The sequence below is a fragment of the Streptomyces sp. Alt3 genome (assembly GCF_030719215.1).
Classification (GTDB): Bacteria; Actinomycetota; Actinomycetes; order Streptomycetales; family Streptomycetaceae; genus Streptomyces; species Streptomyces glycanivorans.
Genome location: NZ_CP120983.1, coordinates 8,198,879 through 8,222,540, shown reverse-complemented (window position 1 = coordinate 8,222,540; position 23,662 = coordinate 8,198,879). Strand labels below are relative to the sequence as shown.

Annotated in this window: 12 protein-coding genes; 10 read left to right on the top strand and 2 right to left on the bottom strand. The window is 70.7% G+C overall.

All coding sequences use genetic code 11. The features are described from left to right. Positions 1-28: 28 nt before the first annotated feature. The 6 genes from P8A20_RS36515 to P8A20_RS36490 are packed head-to-tail and all read left to right on the top strand — an operon-like array spanning position 29 to position 7,148. On the top strand, positions 29-856 hold the full coding sequence (locus P8A20_RS36515; protein ID WP_306105051.1) for a cupin domain-containing protein: 828 nt from the start codon (positions 29-31) through the stop codon (positions 854-856). An 8-nt stretch (positions 857-864) separates the two neighbouring features. Next, entirely contained in the window at positions 865-2,727 is a 1,863-nt protein-coding gene (gene asnB, locus P8A20_RS36510) for an asparagine synthase (glutamine-hydrolyzing) (protein WP_306105050.1), read from the top strand. After that, entirely contained in the window at positions 2,724-3,827 is a 1,104-nt protein-coding gene (locus P8A20_RS36505; RefSeq protein WP_147958232.1) for a PrpF domain-containing protein, read from the top strand. Before asnB ends, P8A20_RS36505 begins: the two co-directional genes overlap by 4 nt. Then, entirely contained in the window at positions 3,806-5,056 is a 1,251-nt protein-coding gene (locus P8A20_RS36500; protein ID WP_306105049.1) for an acyl-CoA dehydrogenase family protein, read from the top strand. The genes P8A20_RS36505 and P8A20_RS36500 overlap by 22 nt, the downstream gene beginning before the upstream one ends. Beyond that, positions 5,044-6,531, top strand: coding sequence for a dihydroorotase (locus P8A20_RS36495; RefSeq protein WP_306105048.1), 1,488 nt, complete (start codon positions 5,044-5,046; stop codon positions 6,529-6,531). The genes P8A20_RS36500 and P8A20_RS36495 overlap by 13 nt, the downstream gene beginning before the upstream one ends. Further along, positions 6,528-7,148, top strand: a complete 621-nt coding sequence (locus tag P8A20_RS36490; RefSeq protein ID WP_306105047.1) for a flavin reductase family protein — start codon at positions 6,528-6,530, stop codon at positions 7,146-7,148. Before P8A20_RS36495 ends, P8A20_RS36490 begins: the two co-directional genes overlap by 4 nt. Positions 7,149-7,543: 395 nt before the next feature. Here P8A20_RS36490 and P8A20_RS36485 read toward each other — a convergent pair whose 3' ends face one another. After that, the gene (locus P8A20_RS36485) at positions 7,544-8,152 is read right to left on the bottom strand and encodes a TetR/AcrR family transcriptional regulator C-terminal domain-containing protein (protein WP_147958236.1); all 609 of its coding nucleotides are present in this window, start codon (positions 8,150-8,152) and stop codon (positions 7,544-7,546) included. 40 nt (positions 8,153-8,192) lie between these two features. On the opposite strand from P8A20_RS36485, the gene P8A20_RS36480 reads away from it, so the two are divergent. Continuing rightward, entirely contained in the window at positions 8,193-9,443 is a 1,251-nt protein-coding gene (locus tag P8A20_RS36480) for an FAD-dependent monooxygenase (RefSeq protein ID WP_306105046.1), read from the top strand. A gap of 415 nt (positions 9,444-9,858) precedes the next feature. After that, entirely contained in the window at positions 9,859-11,766 is a 1,908-nt protein-coding gene (locus P8A20_RS36475; protein ID WP_306105045.1) for a CASTOR/POLLUX-related putative ion channel, read from the top strand. Positions 11,767-12,130: 364 nt separating this feature from the next. On the opposite strand, the gene P8A20_RS36470 is transcribed toward P8A20_RS36475, so the two are convergent. Beyond that, on the bottom strand, positions 12,131-12,502 hold the full coding sequence (locus P8A20_RS36470; protein ID WP_371606731.1) for a hypothetical protein: 372 nt from the start codon (positions 12,500-12,502) through the stop codon (positions 12,131-12,133). Between the two features lie 437 nt (positions 12,503-12,939). On the opposite strand from P8A20_RS36470, the gene P8A20_RS36465 reads away from it, so the two are divergent. Beyond that, positions 12,940-23,394: a non-ribosomal peptide synthetase gene (locus tag P8A20_RS36465; RefSeq protein WP_306105044.1), complete on the top strand. Its 10,455-nt coding sequence runs from the start codon at positions 12,940-12,942 to the stop codon at positions 23,392-23,394. After that, a complete protein-coding gene (locus P8A20_RS36460) occupies positions 23,391-23,597 on the top strand; it encodes an MbtH family protein (RefSeq protein WP_147961005.1) in 207 nt (68 codons plus the stop codon). Before P8A20_RS36465 ends, P8A20_RS36460 begins: the two co-directional genes overlap by 4 nt. Positions 23,598-23,662: the final 65 nt, after the last annotated feature.

The window sequence follows — 23,662 nt, the reverse complement described above, 5'->3', positions numbered from 1 at the left end:
CCCCTCCCCCCTTCAAGGAGCTCTTCGCATGACGCGCACATCCTTCTCGGGAACCCTCGCAGCGTCCCCTCTCGGGGGTGCCAGGATCGTCACGGCCGCCGAGTTCGAGTTCACCCGGATCGCCTGCAGGCGCACCACGATCGCCACTCCGGTGAGCCCGGCCTCAGGCGCCACGCACGTCACTCTGCACGTCGTGCGCGTCGCGGCCGGCGAGTCCTTCAGCCCGGACGGGAGCATCGGGGAGGAGAACACCGCAGTCGTCTTCGACGGTCGGGGCACCGCGACGGTCGGGCCGCGCAGTCACCCGGTCGAGCGCGCCCACGCCGTGTACGCGCCCACCGGGCAGGCTCTGAGTCTCACCGCCGACGCGGAAGGGCTGACCGTGTACATCTGGCGCACGCCACTCACGGCGGGCCGCCGGCCCGGTACGGACCCCGAGACCTTCTCCACCCTCTGGGACGAGACCACCCAGCTGCGCGGCTTCGGCGGCACCGGCCAGATAGCTCCCGACTCCGACCGCGCCACCATGAACTTCGTCTTCTGGCCGGGCAACGGCAGCAGCCAGCTCTGCCTGCACTGCGGCATCCAGCAGCCGGGCCAGACGTTCAACGTGCATCTGCACCCCGACAGCGACGAGGCGTTCATCGCCTTCGAGGGCATCGGCCAGATGTACCTGCGCGACCGCTGGATCGACGTCGCCGCCGGGGACGTGCTGTACGCGGCGCCCGGCGTCCTGCACGGGGCGCGCAACCCGCACACCGGTCCCGACGCCAGGCGTTTCGTGACCTGCGGCGGTCCCAGCCCGTACGACCCGGCGCTCTATTCCGCCGCCGGCCTCTCCTCCGACGTCAGGTGATCTGAGCCATGTGCCGAATCCACGGATCCTTCCACGCCCGTACCACCGCCCAGGAGATGCGCGACGTCGCCGCCCTCCAGCACCACGGAGGGCCCGACGCCCAGTCCTTCGCCCAGCACTCCGGCTGGGCCCTCGGCAACAACAGGCTGTCGATCATGGACCCCGAAGGAGGCGCCCAGCCGTACCGGCTCGGTGACATCACCGTCGTCTTCAACGGCGAGCTGTACAACCACGACCGGTTGCGCACCGAACTCATCAGGCAGGGATTCCACTTCGAGGACCGGTGCGACGGATCGATTCTGCCGGCGCTCTACCTCACGTACGGCGAGCGGTTCGCCGAGCAGCTCGACGGCATGTTCTCCGTCGCCGTCATGGACCTCCGACGTGCCCCGCGGCTGGTGATCGCCACCGACGCCTCCGGGATGAAGCCGCTCTACTACCACTGGGAGGAGCGCAGCGGCCGCTTCCACTTCGCCTCGGAGCTGCCCGCCCTCCTCGGCTTCACCGACGTACGCCCGTACGAGGACGACCTGGGCCTGCACACCTACCTCTCGGCGAAGACGCCCTTCGGTCAGCGGACCATGTTCCAGGGCATCGACGTCCTTCCGCCGGCCGCCACCGCCGTCGTGACCCGGGAGGAGGGCCTGCGCCTCACGACCCGGAGGATGGGCTACGAGTCCGCTCCGCCGGTCGCCGAGGAGCGCAGCCTCACCCGGGCGGGCGAGGAACTGCGCGAGCTGCTCTCCCGGGAGGTGTCCCGGCTGCTGGTCGCCGACGCGCCGGTCGCCGCCATCACCTCCGGCGGGCTCGACTCCAGCCTGGTCACGGCGCTCGCCGCTCGCACCCTGCACGACCGGGGGGCGTCCGGCGCCCTGCACACCTTCAACATCGCCTACACCGGGAACTGGCCCGGGGACGAGCGCGCCTTCGCCGCGGAGGTCTCCCGGCACACCGGCACCGTCCACCACCAGGTGGAGATCGACCCGTCAACCTTCCCCGACCTGATGGGCGACGTCGTACGCCATCTCGGCCAGCCCAACGCCGATCCGATCACCCTCAGCACCTTCTCGCTCTTCCGGGCGGTCCGCGACGCGGGGTTCAAGGTCGCCCTCACCGGCGACGCCGCCGACGAACTCTTCGGCGGGTACGCGCGAATGACGCAGGCGGTCGCCGCCCCCGAGGGGACCGACTGGGCCGGCGCCTATCTCGACCACCTGGCCGCCGTTCCCCGCGCCCTGCGGGAGGAGCTGTACACGGCCGAGTACGCCGACCGCGTCCTCCCGTACGGGGGCTCGGCCATGCCGCCGGGTCTCACCGACATCCTCGAGCACGGCACGGGCAGCAGGCTCCAGCGCATCTCCCGGATCGAGCAGCGCTACCGGCTTCCCGCCTACCACCTGCGAAGGGTCGACCACCTGTCCATGGCGAGCTCGGTGGAGGCCAGGCTTCCGTTCTGCCAGCCGAGTGTCGTGCGCTTCGCGGCGACGCTGCCCGACCGGCACCGCACGGTCCCCGGTGTCGGCGTCAAGCGCGCGCTGTACCGCGCAGCCGACGGGCTGCTGCCCGAGAGCGTGCTGAACCGGCCGAAGCAGCCGTTCACCCTGCCGATCACGGCGATGCTGGCCCCGGGCCAGCGGTTGTGGGCGATGGCCCGCGACGTCCTCTCCCCGCAGGCACTGCGCTCGGACGGACGGCTGCGGTACAAGGCCGTCGACGCCCTGTTCACCGAGCAGGCCGAACGGCCTTCCGACAACGCGTCGCTGGCGCTCTGGGCGCTGATGTCGCACCAGATGTGGCGGAGCGAGTTCCTCGGCAGGCCTGCCGGGCAGCCGACCCCGCGCACGCGCGAGCTGGCGGGAGCTGCCGGATGAACGTCTCCCTCGCCCGAGCACACGGCGCACCCTGCCCCACCGCGGTCCTGGACGGCCGCGCGTTTCCCGAATCCGGACCCCAGCTGCTGGACGCGCTGGCCGGCCTTCGGGCCGAGCTGTCGGTGCAGGGCGCCGGCGATGTACTCAAGAACGCCATCGTCCGCCCTTCCCGCCACCCGCTGTTCGACCTCGACTACCGGTTCGTGCAGTCCCTTCCGGGCAGTCACGACAGTTTCGACCTGCGCGGATCGTGCGGTCACTCGATCCTGGCCGCTGTCGAGGCGGCCGCCCGCACCGGCATGATCCAGCCGCTGGTACCGGGCTGCCGGGTCCGGGTCAACGTGCTCAACAACGGCGACAACGTGGTCTGCGAGACGGAGGAGACCTCCGACGGCGGCACCCGGTTCACCGCGCATTTCCTGTGCTCGCCGCCGCTGAGGCTGCCGGAGCTGCTCATGACGGGCGACCCGGTGACCGCTGTCCCCTTCGACGGCCGCATCGTCCCCGTCTCGCTGGTGTCGATGGGGAATCCGTACGCCTTCGTGGACGCCTCGCACCTCGGGGTGAGCGGGCCCGGGGCGCTGTTCGCGGACGACCCCCTGCTGTTCGACGCCATGACGCGGCTGCGTGTCGCGGTCTGCGAATCACTGGGCTGGGACACCTTCGGAGCGTTCCCGAAGATCGCGGCGCTGCTGCCGCAGGAGGGCGGAGGACTGTACGTGCGCGCCGTGTCCGTACCGTCCTGGCACCCCACGGTCGCTCTCACCGGTGCGATCTGCCTGGGTGCGGCTGCCGGCATCGAGGGAACGGTGCCCTGGTCCCTGTCCGGGCGGAAGGCCGCCCAGGACGCCGACGCACTGCTGCCGGTCCGCACTCCGGGCGGCTCCGTGCGGGTGGCCGCCCACTCGACGTACGGCTCCGACGGGGAACACAGGCTCGCCTGGGTGTCTGTCGCCGAGAAGCAGGTCGAGTACCGGGGGCTGCTGCCCCGTCTGCGGCACCCGGCCCCGCAGAAAGCGTTCGCCGCCCCCCGCGCTTCCGTACGCCCCTCGTCCGACCACGTTTCCGAGGAGACCCCGTGGGTTCCGTTGACAGCCTGACCCCCCTGCGCGGGAGCACGTCCGCGCGGACCTTGACCGATTCGTACACCGTTGGTCCCTTCCCGGCCACCGGCCCCCGCCGGGCCCCGAGCCCCGAGCCCGTCCGGGTCACCGCCCTGGTCCCCTCGCCCGAGGTGCTGGACCGACTGGCGGCCTGCGCCGAGGCTGCCGACGTCAGCGGTGAGCCGGACAGGGACGCCGTCCAGGTGCTCCGCGAAAGCGGACTGCTGGCGCTCGTCGTCCCCAAGTCGCACGGCGGGGCCGGTGCCGACGCGGTGGCACTCAACACATGCGTCGAACAGGTCGCCTCGGTGAACGCGTCCGCCGCGATCATGCTCTTCCAGCACTGCGCCGTCACCAGCCGGATCGTCGAGAACGGCACACCGGCCCAGCACCGCGACCTGCTTCCCAAGCTGGCCGGCGGCCGGTGGCTCGCCGCCTCCGCGTGGTCGGAGAGCGGAGCCGGGGCGGACAAGAAGAACCTTGCCACCCAGGCCCGCCGCACTCCGGACGGGGGATGGATCCTCGACGGTGCGAAGTCCTTCACCACCAGTGCGGGCCTCGCGGACGTGTATCTCGTCCTGGCACAGTCACAGGACGAGGTCCAGGCACCGGACGGCGCTGTGCAGGACACGGGGTACGGGGCCGCCGGGCAGACCTTCTTCCTGGTCCCCGGAGGACATCCCGGTCTGCTGCCGGACACGTCGATGCGGCTGGCCGGAATGCGCGGCTCCGCCACCGGCTTCGTATCGGTGCGGGAGTGCCGCGTCCCGGACTCGGCACGACTCGGCGCGCCCGGCGTCGCCGCTTCGATCATCGCCCGGGTCCGCAACAGCGGCGCCTCGCTCGGCGCGGTCGCCGTGGGCGTCGCCCAGGCCGCACTCGACGCGGCGCACGCACACGCCGGGCGTCGCGGACTCTACGTCCACCAGGCGGTCCGTCACCGCCTGGTGGACCTGGCGACCCAGGTCGAGTCCGCCCGCGCGGTGGTGGAACGGGCAGGCCGGCGCACCGCGGCCGACCCCGGTCTGGCGACGCTCCACTCCAAGCTGGCCGCCTCGGAGGCCGCCGAGCGGGTGGTGGCCGACGTCGCCCGATTCCTCGGCTCGGCCGGATACGTCGAGACGCACCCGATCAACCGGTTCGGGCGTGACGCCCGGGCCGTCGCCCTGATGGGACCGACCAACGACCTCTGCAAGGAACTGGTGAGTCTGCCGTGGAACCGTTGAAGACATCCTCCTTCTCCCGTACGTCCCCGACCTCCCCCCAGGCGTCCGCCGCAGAGGCGGACCTGGTGGTGGAGGGGGGCCGCCTCGTCACTCCCGAAGGTGTCGTCGAGGGCAGCGTCGTCGTCCGCGACGGCCGGATCGCGGCCGTCGTCGTACCCGGGGGCCCGCTCCCGGCCGGGCCACGGCTGGACGCCCGGGGCAGGTACGTCCTGCCTGGCCTCATCGACTCGCACGTGCACTTCCGCACCCCCGGTCTGGAGCACAAGGAGACCTGGGAGAACGGCAGCCGGGCGGCCCTGGCGGGCGGCGTCACCACGGTGATGGACATGCCCAACACGCGTCCCCCGTCGCTGGACACGGCGTCCCTCAGGGCGAAGGCGGCCCTGATAGCGGGCCGCTCCTACGTGGACCACCGCTTCCACATGGGAGCGGATCCCGATCACCCCGAGGTCCTCGCCCACCTGGACCCTGCAGTCGCGACCTCCGCGAAGGCCTTCATGGCCGGACACCACACCGCGCCCGTGGTCTTCCGCGAGGCTCATCAGCTGGAGGCGGCCTTCGCCTCCGCCGCGCGCGGCGGGGTCCGCCTCGTGCTGCACGCCGAGGACCAGCACGTCTTCGACCTGCTGGACTCCCGTGGCGGCGACCCCGGTACGTACGCCGACTACGAACCCCACCGACCCCGCTCCGGCGCGATCGTCGCCGTCGCCAAGGTGGTGCAGCTGGCCCGCACCCACGGCACCAAGGTGCACATACTCCACGTGTCGTCGGCCGAGGAGACCGACCTGCTGGTCGCCGCGGCCGCCGAGGGACTCCCGATCAGCTTCGAAGTCACCGGGCACCACCTGTCGTTCACCGATCACGACACCGCCCGGCGCGGCCCCCGCACCAGGCTCTCCCCCGCGATCCGGGCACCGCGTGACCGTGAGCGGCTCTGGCAGGCGGTGCTCCGCGGGGAGGCCTCCACCATCGGCAGCGATCATGCTCCGCACACCGTCGAGGAGAAGAACCGGCCGCCGGCCGAGGCGCCCCCGGGGCTGCCCGGTGTCCAGGAGCTCGCCGTCTCCGTGTGGACGGGCATGCTCGCACGGGGGGTGGAGCCCGACACCGCGGCTGCCCACCTCGCGCGGTTGATGGGGGCGGGACCCGCGGATCTGTTCGATCTGGCCGGCAAGGGCAGACTGACGGCGGGCGCGGACGCCGACCTGGCGCTCCTCGACCCCACCGAGCGGTGGCAGATGTCCGCGGGGCACGTGGAGTCGCTGTGCGGCTGGTCGGCCTATGAGGGATGGATGTTCACCGGGCGGTTCACCACGGTGGTGAGGAGTGGCCGGGTGGCCTGGGACCTGGCCGGCGGCACCGTGGGGGAACCCGTCGGCCGGTGGCTGCCGGGGCCGGCCCGGCCGGCCCCTGACCTCCCCGGGGCGCGACGCCCGGCGGTGCAGGCCCGGGAACTGGAAGGGGCTGTCCGATGAGCGCCACGAGTCTGCTGGCCAAGTCCGCGCCGGATACGGCAGTGACGGCCGCCCCGGCCCGCGGGCTGTCGAACGCCTCCGTCCGTCCGGGCCCGGACCTCCCCTTGCCGACGATGTCCGGTGACATCCCCGCCGACGAGTTCCGTGCCGCGATGGCCTCACTCGCCGCCCCCGTCACGGTGGTGACGTGCTACGACGAGGCTGGGAACCCCCGGGGGCTGACGGCCAGCGCGGTGTCCTCACTGTCGCTGGACCCCCCGCTGATCCTGGTCTGCCTGGACCGGGGCTCACGCACCCATGACGTGCTCGTCGCGGCGAACGCCTTCACCCTCCATCTGCTCGGCCCGGAGAACGAGGACCTGGCGCGCACGTTCGCGGGCCCCACCGACCAGCGGTTCGGAAACGTCCGGCTGGCATCCGGCCCGACCTCACGTCACGCACCCCAACTGGCCGACAGTTCGCTGCGCCTGACCTGTGCACGGCACGACACGATCGAGGCGGGTGACCACACGATCCTGGTGGGCCGGGTAGCCGCGTCCGACTGCCAGGGCCTGGCCGGAGGACTGGTCTGGCACCACAGAGGCTTCGCCCACGCCAAACCGGTCGCGGGCCCCTGAACGGCTCCTCCCGATCCGGGTTCGAACCGGCCGGCGGACCATTGGCCCACACCGTGAAGGAGGTCCCTGTCACCGAGTTCCTTGCGCGCCCGGATCGACGCAGAATGCGAGGAAGGCTCACGGAACCAGGCCAGGAACTGCTGACGTCCTCGCCTCGCGGGCGGCCCGCCACCGGTTTTCCGGTGGCGGGCCGCCCGCATTCGACAAGTTCGCCTGAGGCAGGCACCTGCCATTCGCAGCCGCGCGAAGTCGCTGCAGGGAAGCCCGAGGATCCCGGCTGCCTCCACCCCGTGCTGGGCGACCCGTCGCCCGCACGATCCGGGATCGTGAGCTGCGCACCGGAGCCGTCCCCCTCTCGGGGGTGGCCTCCGCATTCGCTCAGGGGGTCTTCCCACTCACAGGGCGCCTGGAACGGGGCCGGTCGACTCGCTGCGCCCCGGTGAGGTGCGGTACGCCAGGCCGTTCAGGATGAGGGTGAGGCCTGCCTCGAATGCCGACTCGTGATCGATCACGGGCATGTCGGCCGGTAGATCAGCGCTGTCACCGGGGTCGGTGTCCGCCTGTTCCTCCAGGACGCTGCCGACGGTGAAGCGGCCGGCGGCCAGCATGGCCGTCTGCGCGTCCCGCTCGGGCACGCCGGAGGCGACGAGGAACCCCATCTTGCGGCGGATCCGGTCGAGGTCGCCGACAGGCGTGCTGCCGGCGTGGAGCCGTGCGCCGTCCCGGCGCATCAGCAGGGTGCGCCTGAAGCTGCGTGTGTTGTCCGCGAACCAGTCGCGCCAGTCGTCGCCGGGTGTCGGCAGGGGCGCGGTCGCATGGGGCACCATCGCCGCTTCGGCCATGGCGGCGAGGAGGTCCTTCTTGGTGCGGAAGTACCAGTAGAGCGAGGGCTGTTCGACGCCCAGCCGCTTCGCCAGCCGCCGCGTACTCACCGCGTCCAGCCCGACCTCGTCGAGCAGGTCGAGCGCTTCGGAGACGACGATCTCACGGTTCACCTTGGTCACGTTGACAAATCTATCACTGATAGATTTTGGAGTGATGGGCATGGCCGACGGATCGGGAGCACGTCCCCTGCGGGTCCTTGTCGCCGGTGGTGGGATCACGGGGCAGGCGCTGGCCTTCTGGCTCACCCGGGGCGGTCACCGGGTGACCGTTGCCGAACGCTTTCCGGCGCTGCGGGCCGCCGGGGCCCAGGTGGATCTGCGAGGGCAGGGCATCGAGGCCGTCAGGCGCATGGGGCTGCTCGACACCGTCCGGGACAAGCTCGTGGACGAGGCGGGTGTCGCCTTCGTCGACGCACACGGCAAGGCCAGGGCGACGATCATGGCCAACACCTCGGGGAAGGGCCGGCAGACCCTCACGTCCGAGTACGAGATCATGCGCGGCGACCTGGTGCGCATCCTGCACGATGCGACGAAGGACGACACCGAGTACGTCTTCGGCAAGAGCGTGGACGGCTTCGAACAGGACGAGCACAAGGTCGTCGCGCACTTCTCCGACGGCTCGTCCGGCGAGTACGACCTCCTGGTCGGCGCCGACGGGCAGGGCTCACGCATTCGGCGAGCGATCCTCCCGGAGGGCTTCGACCCTTACTGGCGCGTCGGCATCCACATGGCTTACTGGTTCGTCCCGCGCATCGCCTCCGACAGCAACATCCGGGACACCTACATGATCCCGGGCGGCCGTCAGATCATGCGCCGCAGCCACAACCCGGCGGAGACCCAGGCGTACTTCGTCATACGGGAGGAATCCGAGGAAGCCTCTGCGATCCACCGTGCGCCCGTCGAGCGCCAGCACGACTTCTGGGCGAGCAGGTTCCACGACGCCGGATGGCAGACCGAACGCTTCATCGAGGGCATGAAGAACAGCCCGTTCTTCTACTCCCAGGAGATCGTCCAGGTCCGTACCGACACGTGGTCCAAGGGCCGCGTGGTCCTGGCCGGCGACGCCGCCCACTGCCCCTCCCCCTACAGCGGGATGGGCGTCTCGGGCGGCCTGGTGGGTGCCCACGTCCTGGGGGGCGAGATCAACCGCCTGCCCGGTGACCTGCCGACCGCGCTGGCGAACTACGACCGCGCGCTGCGGCCCTTCGTCAACGAGATCCAGGGCGAAGTCAACCCGCACCTGCTGCGGCTCGGCATGCCGATGACCCAGCGCGCGATCGACGCCTTCCGGGCTGTCACCGCACTCGCCTGCTTCCTGCACGTCCCCGACCTCGCCGCGCACTTTTCGAAGGGGGACCGCGGCGGCAACTGGCAGCTCCCCGAGAGCCCGGCACCGACCGGTACCGTCTGAAAGCGATCGCGCAGTTCGCGCCGAGGGCCACCCTGGCGATCCGCTGCCACGGTGCGAACTACGGCAGGCGAAGGCCCCTACAAGCCAACCAGCGGTCGCCCCTCGGCGTTCCTCATGCCCGCATCAGCCATCCTCCCCGTCTGCGGGTGAGCGGAGCCGGACACGGAGGGCCCCCGCTGGAGCACGGATCAGCAGCGCACCTCCCGGTGACACCGGCAGTGCGTCCGTCGGGTCGGGCCGCGCCGGCCACTCCTCGCGCCCGGCCAGGCCAAGTGGCCTGAACCGGCCCGTAAAAGCCCTTCATCGGCCGGGAGCCTCGACGGGACTGGGAGAATGATCAACCGTGCTTGGCCATGGCCGTGACGGCGGATATCACGGCTTGTCCGGAAGCTGTGGACGAAGGGGAGGGCAGGGCATGAAGGGCAGACTGCGGACTCGGTTCAGGTACTGGTTCGACGGCACCATGGACAGGGGGACGCCGGCGCTGATCAGTTGGCTGGCGCTCTCCTCGGTCATGCTCATCGCGATGACTTCGACCCTGGTGGTCCTGTTCACGGACACCGACGCGGAGGACAACGGCGGCTGGCTGGGTGTCGCCTGGATGAGCGTCCTGCGGACGCTCGACGCCGGCACCATGGGCGGAGACACCGGCGGCCCGGTGTTCCTGGGTCTGATGCTGGCGGTGACGCTCGGAGGCATCTTCATCGTCAGTGCGCTCATCGGTGTTCTGACCACCGGTCTGAACCAGAAGCTCCAGGAGTTGCGCAAGGGCCGGTCGCAGCTCATCGAGCGCGGGCACACCATCGTTCTCGGCTGGTCGGATCAGGTCTTCACCGTGGTCTCCGAGCTCGTCGAGGCGAATCAGAGCGAGCGCCGCTCATGTGTGGTGATTCTCGCGGATCGGGACAAGATCTTCATGGAGGACTCGATCCGGGCCCGCATCCCCGACACCGGCAGCACACGCGTCATCTGCCGCTCCGGAAACCCTCTCGTGCGGGCGGACCTGGAGCTGGTCAGTCCGGACACAGCAAAGTCGATCATGGTGCTGCCGCCCGAGGGCACCGACCGCGACATCGACGTCATCAAAGCCCTCCTCCTGCTGCACAGCCGGCAGTGGACCGGAAGCCGGCCGCACGTCGTCTCCGCCGTGCACGACTCGGAAAACCTCGCAGCGGCTCAACTGGCCGCCGGCGGGCATGCCCTGGTGATCGACGCCGAGGACATCGCGGTCCGCCTCATCGCGCAGGCGCACCGCCAGACGGGCCTCTCGGCCGTCTTCAACGAACTGCTGAGTTTCATCAGCAACGAGTTCTACTTCTACGCCGAGCCCGCCCTGGTCGGCTCCACGTACGGGCAGGCCCTGCACGCCTTCGAACTCGGCATTCCCGTCGGGCTGCGCAACGCCACGGGAGACGTGCTGGTCAACCCGCCGATGGACAGCGTGATCGGCCCGGGGGACCAGATTCTCGTCGTCGCCGAAGACGATCTGCTCATCCGCCTTCGTGAGGCCCGCCCGACGATCGTCGAGTCGGCGATCACGTCGGCTTCGGTGCAGTCGCCGACGCTCGACCGAACCGTACTGATCGGCGAGAACTCCCGTACCAGGAAGCTGGTCAGGCTGCTGGACAGCTTCGTTCAACCCGGTTCGACGCTGGACATAGCCGCGTCACGGCAGCCGGATACAGGACTGGACGGGACGCTCGTCAACCTGACACTGGGATTCAAGGTGTGCGAGCCCACTCGGAGGTCCTCGTTGGAGGCCCTGGACCTGGGCAGCTACCAGCACATCGTCGTGCTCTCGGACGACACCATGGCCCCCGGCCCCTCGGACGACCGGACCCTGGTGACCCTGCTGCACCTGCGGGACATCGAGGAGGCGCTCGGTGACCCGTACTCGATCGTCACGGAGATGAACGACGACGCGAACCGCGAGGTCGCCCAGGTCACCAAGGCCGACGACTTCATCGTGAGCACGAAGGTGATCAGCCTGCTGCTCACCCAGCTGACCGAGAACCGCCACCTGCATGCCGTGTTCACCGATCTGTTCAATCCGGAAGGCTCGGAGATCTACCTCAAACCGGCGTCCAACTACGTGGTCCCCGGAGCCGAGGCCAATTTCTCCACGGTGATCGAGGCCGCACGGCGCCATGGGGAGACCGCCATCGGATATCGCCTCGCCGAGCACAACGAGACACCTCCCAACTACGGAGTCTTCCTCAATCCGTCCAGAAGCGCCCCGCTCGTGTTCGGCTCGAAGGACGCGGTCGTCGTCTTCGCCGAAGAGGAGGCCACTGCGGTCGACGACGACGGACGCAGCGGGTAGCCCGGTGGCGGCCGAGCTCCGTCAACAAGGCCGGGGGGCCTTGCCCTCCCAGGCCGCAAGACCGCATTCATGGCCTTGATCTGCGCGGACTCCTCCATGGTCGCCCCCGGCCGCTGCCCGGAGCCGATCACCCGGAAGGGCGCAGTCCTTTCACGGAATCGAGTCTCTGCCGAACCCGGAACGGTGCACGTTCACCTGCACGGCCTTCGCGCCCCGGCCTTCCCGCGCGGACAGCAGGATTCCCAGCCCACTGATTCGGATGGCACGCCCGTTCGCGACGGCCGGCCGCGGGTTCCACCTCCTCGATGCTGTGCCGTCCAGTTCGCGGCCTGTCCCACCCAACCGCGTACAAGCCGGAACGAGGTCAGGGACGCACGTTGCACAGCGCGAGCAGGCAGAGGTTGAACCCCTGGGTGTTGCTCGGGCCCGTACCGCCACTCGCCCCGGATCCGCCCACCGCGCATCGGGCGAGCAGGCAGAGATTTCCGCCTTGTACTCCCCGGTAGGAGGAAAGCGCCTCGGTGGCGATCCCTGAGTCGCGAGCGGTCTGCGCCTGGCCGGGGGCCTCCCGGGTCGAGGCGGTGACGGCTGATGCCGTGGGGGCGGACACCAGCAGCACGGTTGAGACGAGGGTTCCCGCGAGCTGCCAACGCAGGGCAGAGACAGGCATCTTCATGGGGTGCTCCAGATCTCTTTGAGGCATGGTCCACAGCGTCTCGAACGGAAGCCCGGACATGACTCGTTCGGTGCGGACCCTCCTCCGGATTGGTGCATGACGCAAACCGCCCCAGGGTTGGCTTGTACGCGCCAGCGAAGTGCAAAAGAGCTCACCGCAGTCAAGTGACGTGCATCACACGGGCAATCCGGGGCTGAAGTGTCTCCGAACGACTGATGTGAGGCGAATTCCGGGCGACATCGAGGTCTCAGAGGCTGTGGGCATGCAACGGGCTGCAGGGGGAAAGGCTTCGCGATCGCGATGCTGCCGTCTTCCGTCTCTGCCGAGCCGTTGCCCTGTGCCGTTGGCTGCTCCCCCACCTTGTGCCTGAGGCGCGCAGTGCGCCTTTCGGGACCGGCGGTGCCCGCCAACCGTCCCAGCCCTTTCCGTTTTCCCCTGCGGCACAGGCCCACATCGGCACGCGCCGCCGCAGGTCTCCCCCCACCGAGGTGAAATTCGTGACCGACGCACCGCGCACTCCGTCAGGCACACAGCGCCTGACTGCCGCTCAGCGAGGTATCTGGTTCGCTCAGCGGCTGGATCCGGCGGACCCGTCGTACAACATCGCGGAGTACGCGGAGATCCGGGGCCGAATAGAACCGGAGATACTACGCCGTGCTGTCAGCCACACAGCGGACGAGATGGAGGCTCTTCGCAGCACCTTCGGTGAACACGACGGGATTCCGTTCCAGCGTGTGCGAGAAGCCGTATCCATCACCGTGCCATTGATCGACCTTTCCCACGCGGTCGACCCGCGCGGGGAGGCCCTCAGGCGGATGGAACAGTGTCTGACAGAGCGTGCGGAGCTCTCGTCGGGGCCACTGGTCCGCATGGCCCTCTACCGGATCTCCCCCACGCATCACCTCTTCCACCAGCAGGTTCACCACCTGGCGCTGGACGGTTACGCGGCGGCCCTCGCACTGTCGCGTATCGCCGAGGTCTACACCGCGCTCACCCTCGGATCCGGTGCCGTCCCCGAGCTGCGACCTGCGGGCTCCTTGGCCGCTCTCATCAAGGAGGAGGACGACTACGCCGCGTCCGAGCCGGGCAAGCGGGACGAGCGGTTCTGGGCCGATCATCTGGTCGGCGCCCGCTCACCCGAACCTCCGGGGCAGCCTTGCGCGGCCCCGAGGTACGGGGCGGTGTCGGTGCGACGTGAGTACACCGCCGCGGAGACGGCCGGGCTGAAGGCGGCCGCGCGGAAGGCCGGCACCGGCTGGCCGACCTTCCTCATGGCAGCCCTGGCGGTCTGTCTGCACCGCGAGAAGGGGCTCAGCGAAGTCGTCCTCGGACTGCCCGTCACCGGACGGCGCACCCCGGCCGCCCGCTCGACCCCCGCCATGCTCAGCTCGATCCTGCCCATGCGGCTGGCCGTCTCTCCCGCCGACCGGGTGGCCGACCTCGCGCAGCGGGTGTCCGGCGAAGCCCGTTCGGTACTCCGGCACCAGCGCAGACCGGCCGAAGCGCTACGCCACCAGCTGGGCCTCACCGGGACGAGGACGCCACTGACAGGACCGTCCGTCAACATCCTCGCCTTCGACGACTCCCTGCGCTTCGGCCCCCATCCGGCGACGCTGCACAACCTGTCGATCGGCCCCGTCGAGGACCTGGCCGTGGCCGTCCACGCCTCCTTCGGCGACGGCGGCATGCACGTCGACCTGCTGGGCAACGCGAGGCGCTACCGAGAACAGGATCTCGTGGGCCCGCATGAGCGTCTGTGCCGGGTCCTCGACGCGTTCGTGGAGGACCCGGCACAGACCGTCGGGTCCGTGAGCCCGCTCGGCGAGGACGAACGGATGCGGGCCCTCGGCCTCGGCGCGGCCTCGCCGTCCGGAAGTGACGAGTCGTCGGTCCCACTGCCCGAACAGTTCGCCCAGCAGTCTCGGAGCACTCCCCGTCGGACCGCCGTCGTCTGCGACGGCACGACGCTCACCTTCGAGGAGCTCAACTGCCGGGTGGACAGGCTCGCAGGCGCTCTCGCCGCGAACGGCGCCCGCCGCGGTACCCGTGTCGCGGTGGGAGTGCCCCGCTCCACGGACCTGGTGGTAGCCATGCTCGCGGTGATGCGCACAGGGGCGGCGTACCTGCCACTGGATCCGTCCTACCCGGCGGACCGGCTCGCCTTCATGATGGAGGACTCCCTGCCCGTCGCCCTGGTGGCAACCGTGTCGTCCGCCCGCGCGATCGACCCCCAGGGGTCCGTCCCGCGCGTCGACCCCGCGTCGACGGCGCCGACAGGTGCGAGCGGACAGCCGGCAGGTCCCGGACCGCAGGATGCCGCGTACGTCATCTACACCTCCGGGTCCACCGGTACGCCCAAGGGTGTCGTCGTGGAGCACCGTTCCCTGAGCAACCTCCTGGGGCACCATCGGCAGGATTCCCACGCGCTCGCCGAGACGGCTCTCGGCCGGCAGCTGCGAGTGGCCCTCAGCGCCGCGACCTCGTTCGACGCCTCTTGGGACCCGGTTCTCTGGATGGTCGCCGGACACGAACTGCACATCGTCACGGACGACGTACGCCGGGACCCACAGGCCCTGGTGCGATACCTCGTCGACTGCCGCATCGACGCGATCGAGACGACACCCAGCTACCTGAAACAGATGCTGTCAGCCGGCCTGCTCATCTCGGACCGTCACCGGCCTCGCGTCATCGCGCTGGGCGGCGAGCCCGTCGACGACGGGCTCTGGGACGAACTGGCTGCCGACCCCCACCTGCTGGTCTTCAATTTCTACGGCCCCACCGAGACCACTGTCGACGCCGTGACCGCCCGGGTCACCGGCGCCTCCTCTGTGATCGGGCGCCCCGTCACGGGGGCCGGAGCCTATGTGCTGGACCCCTCGCTGCACCCCCTGCCGACAGGAGTGGTCGGCGAGCTGTACCTGTCGGGCGAGGGCGTGGCACGCGGATATGCGGGCCGGCCGGGGCTCACGGCAGAGCGCTTCATGCCAGACCCTTTCGGCGTCCCGGGCCGGCGGATGTACCGCACCGGGGATCTCGCCCGGTGGGACCAGGACGGTTCGCTGGAGTTCGTGGGACGCAGCGACCGGCAGATCAAGGTGCGCGGCGTCCGGGTCGAGACCGAGGAGGTCGAGGCGGCCCTGCGTTCCCTACCCGGTGTCCAGGACGCCGCGGTCGCCCTGACCGCTGGGGAGGACGGTCCCGAGCGGCTGGCCGCGTTCCTGGTGACCGGATCCGGTGCGCCCGGTCATGCGCAGGCGCGCGACGCCGTCGCGGCCCTGCTGCCCGGCCCGCTGGTCCCGACGGCCTGGGCGACCCTGGAGCGTCTGCCACTGACCCCCAACGGGAAGCTCGACACAGCGGCACTGCCCCAGGCCCTGCCCATCGCGTCCGACGGCGGCATGCCGCGCACCGCCCAGGAGTCCCGCATGTGCGCGGTCTTCGCCGCATGCCTGGGAGTAGCGCGAGCCGGCCGGGACGACAACTTCTTCGCGCTGGGCGGGCACTCGTTGCTGGCCATGCAACTGATCGGCCGGATCCGCGGCGAGTTCGGTGTGGAAGTACCGATCAGCGCCCTCTTCGCCGCGCCCACGCCTGCCGGCCTGGTGACGGCACTGGGCGACGCCGCAGCGGCACGGACCCCTGTCACGGCAGCCGGACCGCGGCCGGAGCGACTGCCGCTCTCGTTCGGGCAGCAACGTCTGTGGCTGCTGGAGAAGCTGGGCGATGCGGGTCCCTCGTACCATCTGCCGGTGGCGTTGCGCCTGCACGGAGCGTTGGACCGTGGCGCACTGGAGCAAGCCCTGTGCGATCTCGTGGAACGGCACGAGTCGCTCCGCACGCTGGTGGCCGAGACGCCCGAGGGCCCGTGCCAGCGAATCCTGCCCCCGGCCCGACTCGCTGGTCCCGTCCTGCGCACCACGAATGCCGGTGAGCCGGTGGAACCGGACCGTACGCCCTTCGATCTGGAACACGAGATCCCGCTGCGAGCACAGTTGTTCACGCACGGCGCCGACGAGCACACCCTGATCGTGACGCTGCACCATATCGCCGCCGACGGCTGGTCGATGGGACCGCTGTTGCGCGACCTGTCCGCCGCCTACACGGCGCGCCGCTCGAGGCGGCCACCCGGATGGGACGCCCTGCCGGTGCAGTACGCCGACTACGCGCTGTGGCAGCGTGCCCTGCTCGGAGACCCGGCCGTGCCCCACAGCCAGGCGGCCCGCCAGCTCGCCCACTGGACCCACTCGCTGGCGGGACTGCCGGAGGAGTCGTCCTTCCCGGCGGATCGGCCGCGCCCGTCCCGTTCCTCCGGGCGCGGCGGATGCGTCCCTGTGCGCATCGGAGCGCAGGACCACCGGACGCTGGTGGAGCTGGCCGGAGCCTGCGGCGCCAGTTCCTTCATGGTGCTGCACGCGGCGCTGGCCGCCCTCATGTCACGCCTGGGCACGGGCGAGGACGTCGCCGTCGGCACCCCGGTGGCGGGGCGGACCGACGAGGCGCTCAGCGATCTGGTCGGCTTCTTCGTCAACACGCTGGTTCTGCGGGCCGACACATCAGGTGCGCCAGGCTTCCGTGCCCTGGTGGAGCGGGTGGCCCGCACCGACCTGGCCGCCTACGCACACCAGGACATCCCGTTCGAGCGTGTCGTCGAGGCCTTGGCGCCCCCACGGTCGCTCGCGCGGCATCCGCTGTTCCAGGTGATGCTGAGCCTCAACAACACGCCCGCGCCGCGCCCGCGTCTCGACGGCCTCACAGTCAGCCACGACGCATCCGTGGGGCGGGCGGGCGCCAAGTTCGACCTCAGCTGGGACCTGTCCGAGCAACACGACTCCCAGGGTCGCCCCGGTGGGATCACGGGTGAGCTGGAGTTCGACGAGGACCTCTTCGACCTTGCCACGGCGGAACGATTCGCCGACCACTTCACCCGGCTTCTGGGCACACTGATCGCGGATCCGGATCGTCCCTTCACCGACGTCGATTTCCTGACCCCTTCGCAGCGCGCCGCAGCCCTGGACGAGCTGCCGCGCAGCGCTCAGCAGCCGCTCACTGCCGTGCCTGGGTCGCCCGAGACGGCTGACGAGGACTGGTCGGTGCTGGACGTCCTGGCCACCCGGGCGGCCGTCCAGCCGGACCGTACGGCACTCGTGGCCTGCGACGGACGCCTCACTTTCGGGGAACTCCACTTCCTGGCCGATCGTCTGGCCGCCACGCTCACGGAATCCGGGGTCCGTGGGGGTGACAGAGTGGCGGTCGCACTACCTCGCACATCGCTCGCCGTCGTGGCGGCGCTCGGCGTCCTTCGGGCGGGCGCGGTGTACGTGCCCCTGGACCCGGCTCAGCCCGCGGCCCGCACCACACTGATTCTGGAGACCGCTGCCCCGCGTCTGGTGCTGGCGACGGCCGACACCAGGGCGACGCTGCCGGACTCGGTCGACGTCCTGCTGATGGATGGGACCCAGCAGTGGCGTGCCTCCCAGGGAGCCGTACCCGTGCCGCCGCGCGGCCGGGACGCGGCGTACGTGCTGTACACCTCCGGGTCCACCGGGCTGCCGAAGGGCGTTGTCGTGGAGCACCGCTCGCTGGCCGCGCTCCTGGCTCACCACCGGCAGCAGTTGATGGGCCCCGCAGAGGCGGACAACAACGGTCTGCCTCTGAGAGTGGCGCTCACGGCCGCGATGACGTTCGACGCGTCCTTCGACCCGCTCCTGTGGATGGTTGCGGGACATGAGCTGCACCTCGTGGACGACGCGACGCGGCGGGACCCCGAGGCGCTCACCGCCGTGCTGCACGACCGGGCGATCGATGTCGTGGAAACCACGCCCTCTTTCGTGGAACAGCTCCGTTCCTGCGGCCTGTTCGCTCCCGGGCGGCCTCGGCCGAGGGTGCTGGCACTGGGAGGGGAAGCCGTGCCCGCACCGCTGTGGCGGGATCTGGCGGCGCTGCCCGACGTCGCGGTGTGGAATCTGTACGGGCCCACCGAGGCCACCGTGGACAGTGTGATGGGCCGTGTCCTGCCCGGTGTGCCACCCCACCTCGGTCACTCCGTGGCCGGCGCCCGGGCCCGGGTGCTGGACGGGCGGCTGGGGCCGGTCGCCCCCGGGGTGACGGGAGAGCTGTACCTGTCCGGTCCCGGCATCGCCCGAGGTTACGAGAACCGTTCGGCCGCGACGGCCGACCGTTTCCTGCCCGACCCGTACGGGGCGCCGGGTGGACGGATGTACCGCACCGGTGACCTGGTGCGCAGGGTGGAGGGGCGGCTGGAGTACGCGGGCCGTGCGGACGGGCAGATCAAGGTACGCGGTTTCCGGGTCGAGACCGGGGAGGTCGCAGCAGCCCTCGACACCCACGACGACGTCGCGCAGTCGGCGGTGGCGGTACGCGCCGGCTCCAGCTCGGGGGAAGCGCAGCTCGTCGGGTGGATCGTGCCCGTCGGCCGCCGGGAGCCTTCGCCCCGGGAGATTCGTGCCTTCGTCGCGCAGCGGCTGCCGGCCCACATGGTGCCTTCCCTCATCGTTCCGGTCCCCTCCCTCCCGCTGACCGCGCACGGGAAGGTGGACTTCCCTGCGCTGCCCTTCGTGCCGACGGCCGGGCGCGCCGAGGGTGAGGGGCAAGCCCCGCGGTCCGCTCCCGAGGAGATCCTCTGCGCTCTTTTCGCGGAGAGTCTGGGACACGAGCAGGTGGCGCGTGACGACGACTTCTTCGAGCTGGGTGGCCATTCGCTGCTGGCCACCAGGCTGATCGGCCGGATCCGCTCCGCGTTCGGCGTCGAACTGCCGGTGCGGGCCCTGTTCGAGTCCACGACCCCTGCCGCACTCGCCGAGCGACTGGAAGGGGCGGGCGCCGCGCGGCCCGCTCTGCGTCGGACCTCCCGCACGGAGCAGCCGCCGCTGTCCGCGGCCCAGCAGCGTCTGTGGTTCCTGCACCAGCTGGACCCGGGAGCGGCCGCCTATCACATGGCGTTCGAAGTGCGCCTCAGCGGCAGCCTCGACCGTCCTGCCCTGCAGCGTGCACTGGGCGACGTGCTGAGCCGCCACGAGAGCCTGCGCACCGTGATCGTGCCCGGAGGCGGGGACCCCCGCCAGCATGTCCTCACACCTGGCGATGCCCGGCCCGAACTGCCGGTCATGACGGTCGGTGAGGCGGAACTGGGAAAGGCGCTGCGCGAGGCCGCGGCCGCGCCCTTCGACCTCACGCGCGACGTACCGATGCGGACGGTCCTGTTCCGCGTCGGTGAGGACCGGCACACCCTGCTGGTGACCGTGCATCACATCGCCGCCGATGGCTGGTCCATGGGGCCTCTCGCGCAGGATCTGGCAGGCGCGTACGCGGCGCGGTGTGCCGGGCGGGCGCCCAGCTGGAGCCCCTTGCCCGTCCAGTACGCGGACTACACCCTGTGGCAGCGGGAACTGCTCGGCAGCTTCGAGGATCCCGCCTCGGCGGCATCGGGGCAGCTCGCCTTCTGGAGGGACCGTCTGTCCGGAGCCCCGGAGGAGACCACGCTGCCGGCCGATCGCCCCCGCCCCGCCGCTCCGAGCGGGACGGGCGGCACGGTCCCGGTGCGGGTGCCCGAGGAGACCATGGAGGATCTGTCGCGGCTCGCGAGGTCGACGGCCACCAGCACCTTCATGGTGCTCCACGCAGCACTGGCGGCGCTGCTGCACAGGATGGGCGCCGGGACCGACATCACCATAGGCACCCCGGTGGCCGGGCGGACCGACGAGGCGCTCGACCCTCTGGTGGGTTTCTTCGTCAACACCCTCGCCCTGCGTACGGATCTCAGCGGCGACCCGGACTTCACGGAGCTGCTGGCCCGGGCGAGGGAAGTGGACCTGGCTGCCTACGCCCACCAGGAACTGCCCTTCGAACGGCTGGTAGAGGCTGTCCGGCCCACCCGTGCCCTCTCCCGTCACCCGCTCTTCCAGGTGATGCTGACTCTGAACAACCACAGGCCGCCACGGCTGGACCTGCCGGGCCTCAACGCCCGGCTGGAGGGGGTCGACACCGGAGGCGCGAAGTTCGACCTGTCCTTCTCCTTCACCGAACGGGCAGGAGCCCGGAGCGACGGCACCCGCCTGGACGGCACGCTGGAGTTCAGCAGGGACCTGTTCGACACGGAGACCGCCGTCAGGATCGCCGACCGGTTCGCTCTTCTCCTCGCCCACGCAGTCCGCGATCCCGCCACGGTCATCGGGGACCTTCCCCTGATCAGCCACGAGGAGCAGAGGCGGCTGCTGGCTGTCGGAACGAGCAGGCGTGCGAGTGGATGCGAACCGGCGCCGCCGCTGACCGTGCTGGAGCGGTTCGCGGCCACGGTGGCCGCGGCGCGCAGCGGTGACATCGCGGTGACCGCCGCGGACGGCAGTCTCTCCTTCTCGGCGCTCGACGCCCGCTCCGACAGGATCGCCGCGTTGCTCGGCCAGGCCGGCACGGGCCCGGGGGATCTCGTGGCGGTGCTGCTGCCACGCAGCACCGACTCGATCGCCGCACTGCTCGGAGTGCTCAAGGCGGGGGCCGTATACGTCCCGGTGGACGATTCCCTCCCGCAAGGCCGGATCGACGCGGTGCTCGCCGACGCGCACCCGTACGCCGTGCTCACGGCCGAAGCCACTCACACCCGGGCAGCAGGCGGGTGGCGTCGCCTGAACCTGGACTCCCCGGACTCCGTCGGCGTGGCGAGCGCCCGATCGCACTCACCGGAGCAGGTCCAGCCAGGGCTCGCCGAGCCCGCCTATCTCCTGCACACCTCGGGCTCGACCGGCCGTCCCAAGGGAGTCCTCGTCGGGCATGGTTCGCTCGCCCGGCTCCTGGAGCACCACCGCCGCCATCTCTTCGGGCCGGCGGTACGGGTGGCCAGGCGGTCCAGGCTGAACGTCGCTCTGACGACGGCGCTGTCCTTCGACGCCGCCTGGGACCCCGTGCTCTGGATGCTCGACGGCCACCGGCTCCATGTGCTGGACGATCTGACGAGGCGGGATCCGGAGGCCTTGGTCGCAGCGGTGCGGGTCCAGGGTCTGGACGTCCTGGAGTCGACACCCACCCACGTCCAGCAGCTCCTGGACACCGGTCTGTTCGCCGAAGCCGGCCGGTCTCCGTGCGTCGTGGTCCTGGGCGGCGAAGCCGTCCCGGCCGCGTTGTGGGGCGACCTGCGGGCCCGGCCCGGCCTGAGCGCCTGGAATTTCTACGGTCCGACGGAGGCCACGGTGGACACCCTCGCCGCCGATCTCCGGGCGACCACGCGGCCGGCACTCGGCACTCCGGTCGACGGAACGACCGTCCGGCTCCTCGACGACCGCTTGCGGCCCGTGCCGGTCGGTGTGACGGGCGACCTCTACCTGGCCGGGGAGAGCCTGGCACTGGGCTACCACGGACAGCCCACAGTGACCGCGGGCCGATTCGTGCCCGACCCCTACGGTCCCGCCGGGGCGCGGATGTATCGCACCGGTGACCGAGCCGTGCGCACGGCGGAGGACGCCCTGGAATTCTCCGGACGCGACGACGGCCAGGTCAAGGTGCGCGGCTTCCGGGTGGAACCGGACGGAATCGCCGCGGTCCTGGCGGAACACACCGACGCCGCCCAGGTCGCTGTGGTCGCGCACGGTGGGGGCTCGGCAGGCTCTCGTCTCGCGGCGTACGTGGTACTCGCGGAACAGAACGGTGCCGGGGCGGTGGACGACAGCACGGACACCGCGGCGCCCACCGGCACTCCGCCGTCCGATGCCGCGCGGCTCGATGGGGTACGGGAGCACGCGGCGGCGCGGTTGCCCGCGTACATGGTCCCCTCCGGTTGGGCCGCCGTGGGCAGGATCCCTCTGACACCGAACGGAAAGCTGGACCGTGCGGCGCTGCCCGACCCCTCGCCGCACATGTCGTCCACCGGCACGGGACGCAGTCCCCGCAACCCCCGCGAAGACGTGCTGAGCACGATGTTCGCCGAGGTACTGGAGCGCGATCAGGTCCTCATCGACGACGATTTCTTCGCCTTGGGCGGTCACTCCCTGCTGGCAGCCGGTTTGATCGGCCGCATCCGTGACGCCCTCGGCGTGGACGTCAGCATCCGCAGCCTGTTCGAGGCACCCACCGTCGCCACGCTCGCTGAGCGGATCGGCGCCGGCGTCCAGGACAACCCGCTTGCGACGCTGTTGCCGCTGCGGACCAGCGGCGGCCTGCCCCCGCTGTTCTGCGTCCACCCGGCAGGCGGCCTGGCCTGGTCGTACGCAGGTCTGCTTCCCCACCTCGGCATCGACCGTCCGGTCTACGGACTCCAGACTCCGAACCTGGACGGCACGGAGCCGTTCCCGGACAGCATCGAGGCGATGGCCGCCCTGTACGCGGCCGAGCTACGAACCGTCCAGCCGCGCGGCCCCTACCACCTGTTCGGCTGGTCCTTCGGCGGCAACGTCGTCCAGGAGATCGCCGTCCAGCTCCAGGAGGCCGGCGAGGAGGTGGCGTTGCTGACGATCTTGGACGCATTCCCGCTCGCCCCGCTGGACGACCTCGACAACGCCAGCCGGGACACCGTCTTCAGAGCCCTGCTCTCCAACATGGGAGTCGGCCAAGAGGCTCTGGACGGGGACGGCCCGGTCGAGGCCGCTGCCGTACGCGACCAGTTCGTCGCCGGCGGGAGTCCACTCGGAGCGCTGGAACCGGCCACGATCGACGCCATGGTGGACAACTTCGCCGGTCAGGCACGGCTGATGCGCCAGTACACCCCCCGCGTGTTCCACGGACCCGTGCTGTTCTTCACCGCCACCGAGGGCCGCCCGAAGGACGCCTTCGACCTGTCCCTGTGGGGCCCGTACATCGACGGGCCCATGGAAAACCACGACGTGGCGTGCGCGCACGCCCAGATGATGCAGCCCGCCGCCCGGCAGCAGATCGGCACGACCGTCTCGGCCGTACTGGACACCGGCCACGGCTCCGAAACCCACACCACACAAGGAGACCCGTCATGACCAATCCCTTCGACGACCCGCACACCCAGCACCGCGTCCTGGTCAACGACGAGGGACAGCACGCCCTGTGGCCGTCCTTCGCGGCGGTGCCTGCCGGCTGGGACGAGGCGTTCGGCCCGGCTGAGCACGCGGCCTGCCTGGAGTACGTGGAGGTTCACTGGACCGACATCACCCCCAGGAGCGCCCGCGTACGGGTGGCATGAACCGCCCTCCCCGCGCTGCGGCCGCACCCGGCTTCGCACCCGACCCAACGCTACGGAAGGCACCC

Bases quoted from the DNA above. Each gene is read 5' to 3' on its own strand.
- P8A20_RS36505 (WP_147958232.1), top strand. From the start codon at position 2,724: ATGAACGTCTCCCTCGCCCGAGCACACGGCGCACCCTGCCCCACCGCG.
- P8A20_RS36470 (WP_371606731.1), bottom strand. From the start codon at position 12,502: ATGTCCGGGCTTCCGTTCGAGACGCTGTGGACCATGCCTCAAAGAGAT.
- P8A20_RS36490 (WP_306105047.1), top strand. From the start codon at position 6,528: ATGAGCGCCACGAGTCTGCTGGCCAAGTCCGCGCCGGATACGGCAGTG.
- P8A20_RS36460 (WP_147961005.1), top strand. From the start codon at position 23,391: ATGACCAATCCCTTCGACGACCCGCACACCCAGCACCGCGTCCTGGTC.
- asnB (WP_306105050.1), top strand. From the start codon at position 865: ATGTGCCGAATCCACGGATCCTTCCACGCCCGTACCACCGCCCAGGAG.
- P8A20_RS36480 (WP_306105046.1), top strand. From the start codon at position 8,193: ATGGCCGACGGATCGGGAGCACGTCCCCTGCGGGTCCTTGTCGCCGGT.
- P8A20_RS36515 (WP_306105051.1), top strand. From the start codon at position 29: ATGACGCGCACATCCTTCTCGGGAACCCTCGCAGCGTCCCCTCTCGGG.
- P8A20_RS36475 (WP_306105045.1), top strand. From the start codon at position 9,859: ATGAAGGGCAGACTGCGGACTCGGTTCAGGTACTGGTTCGACGGCACC.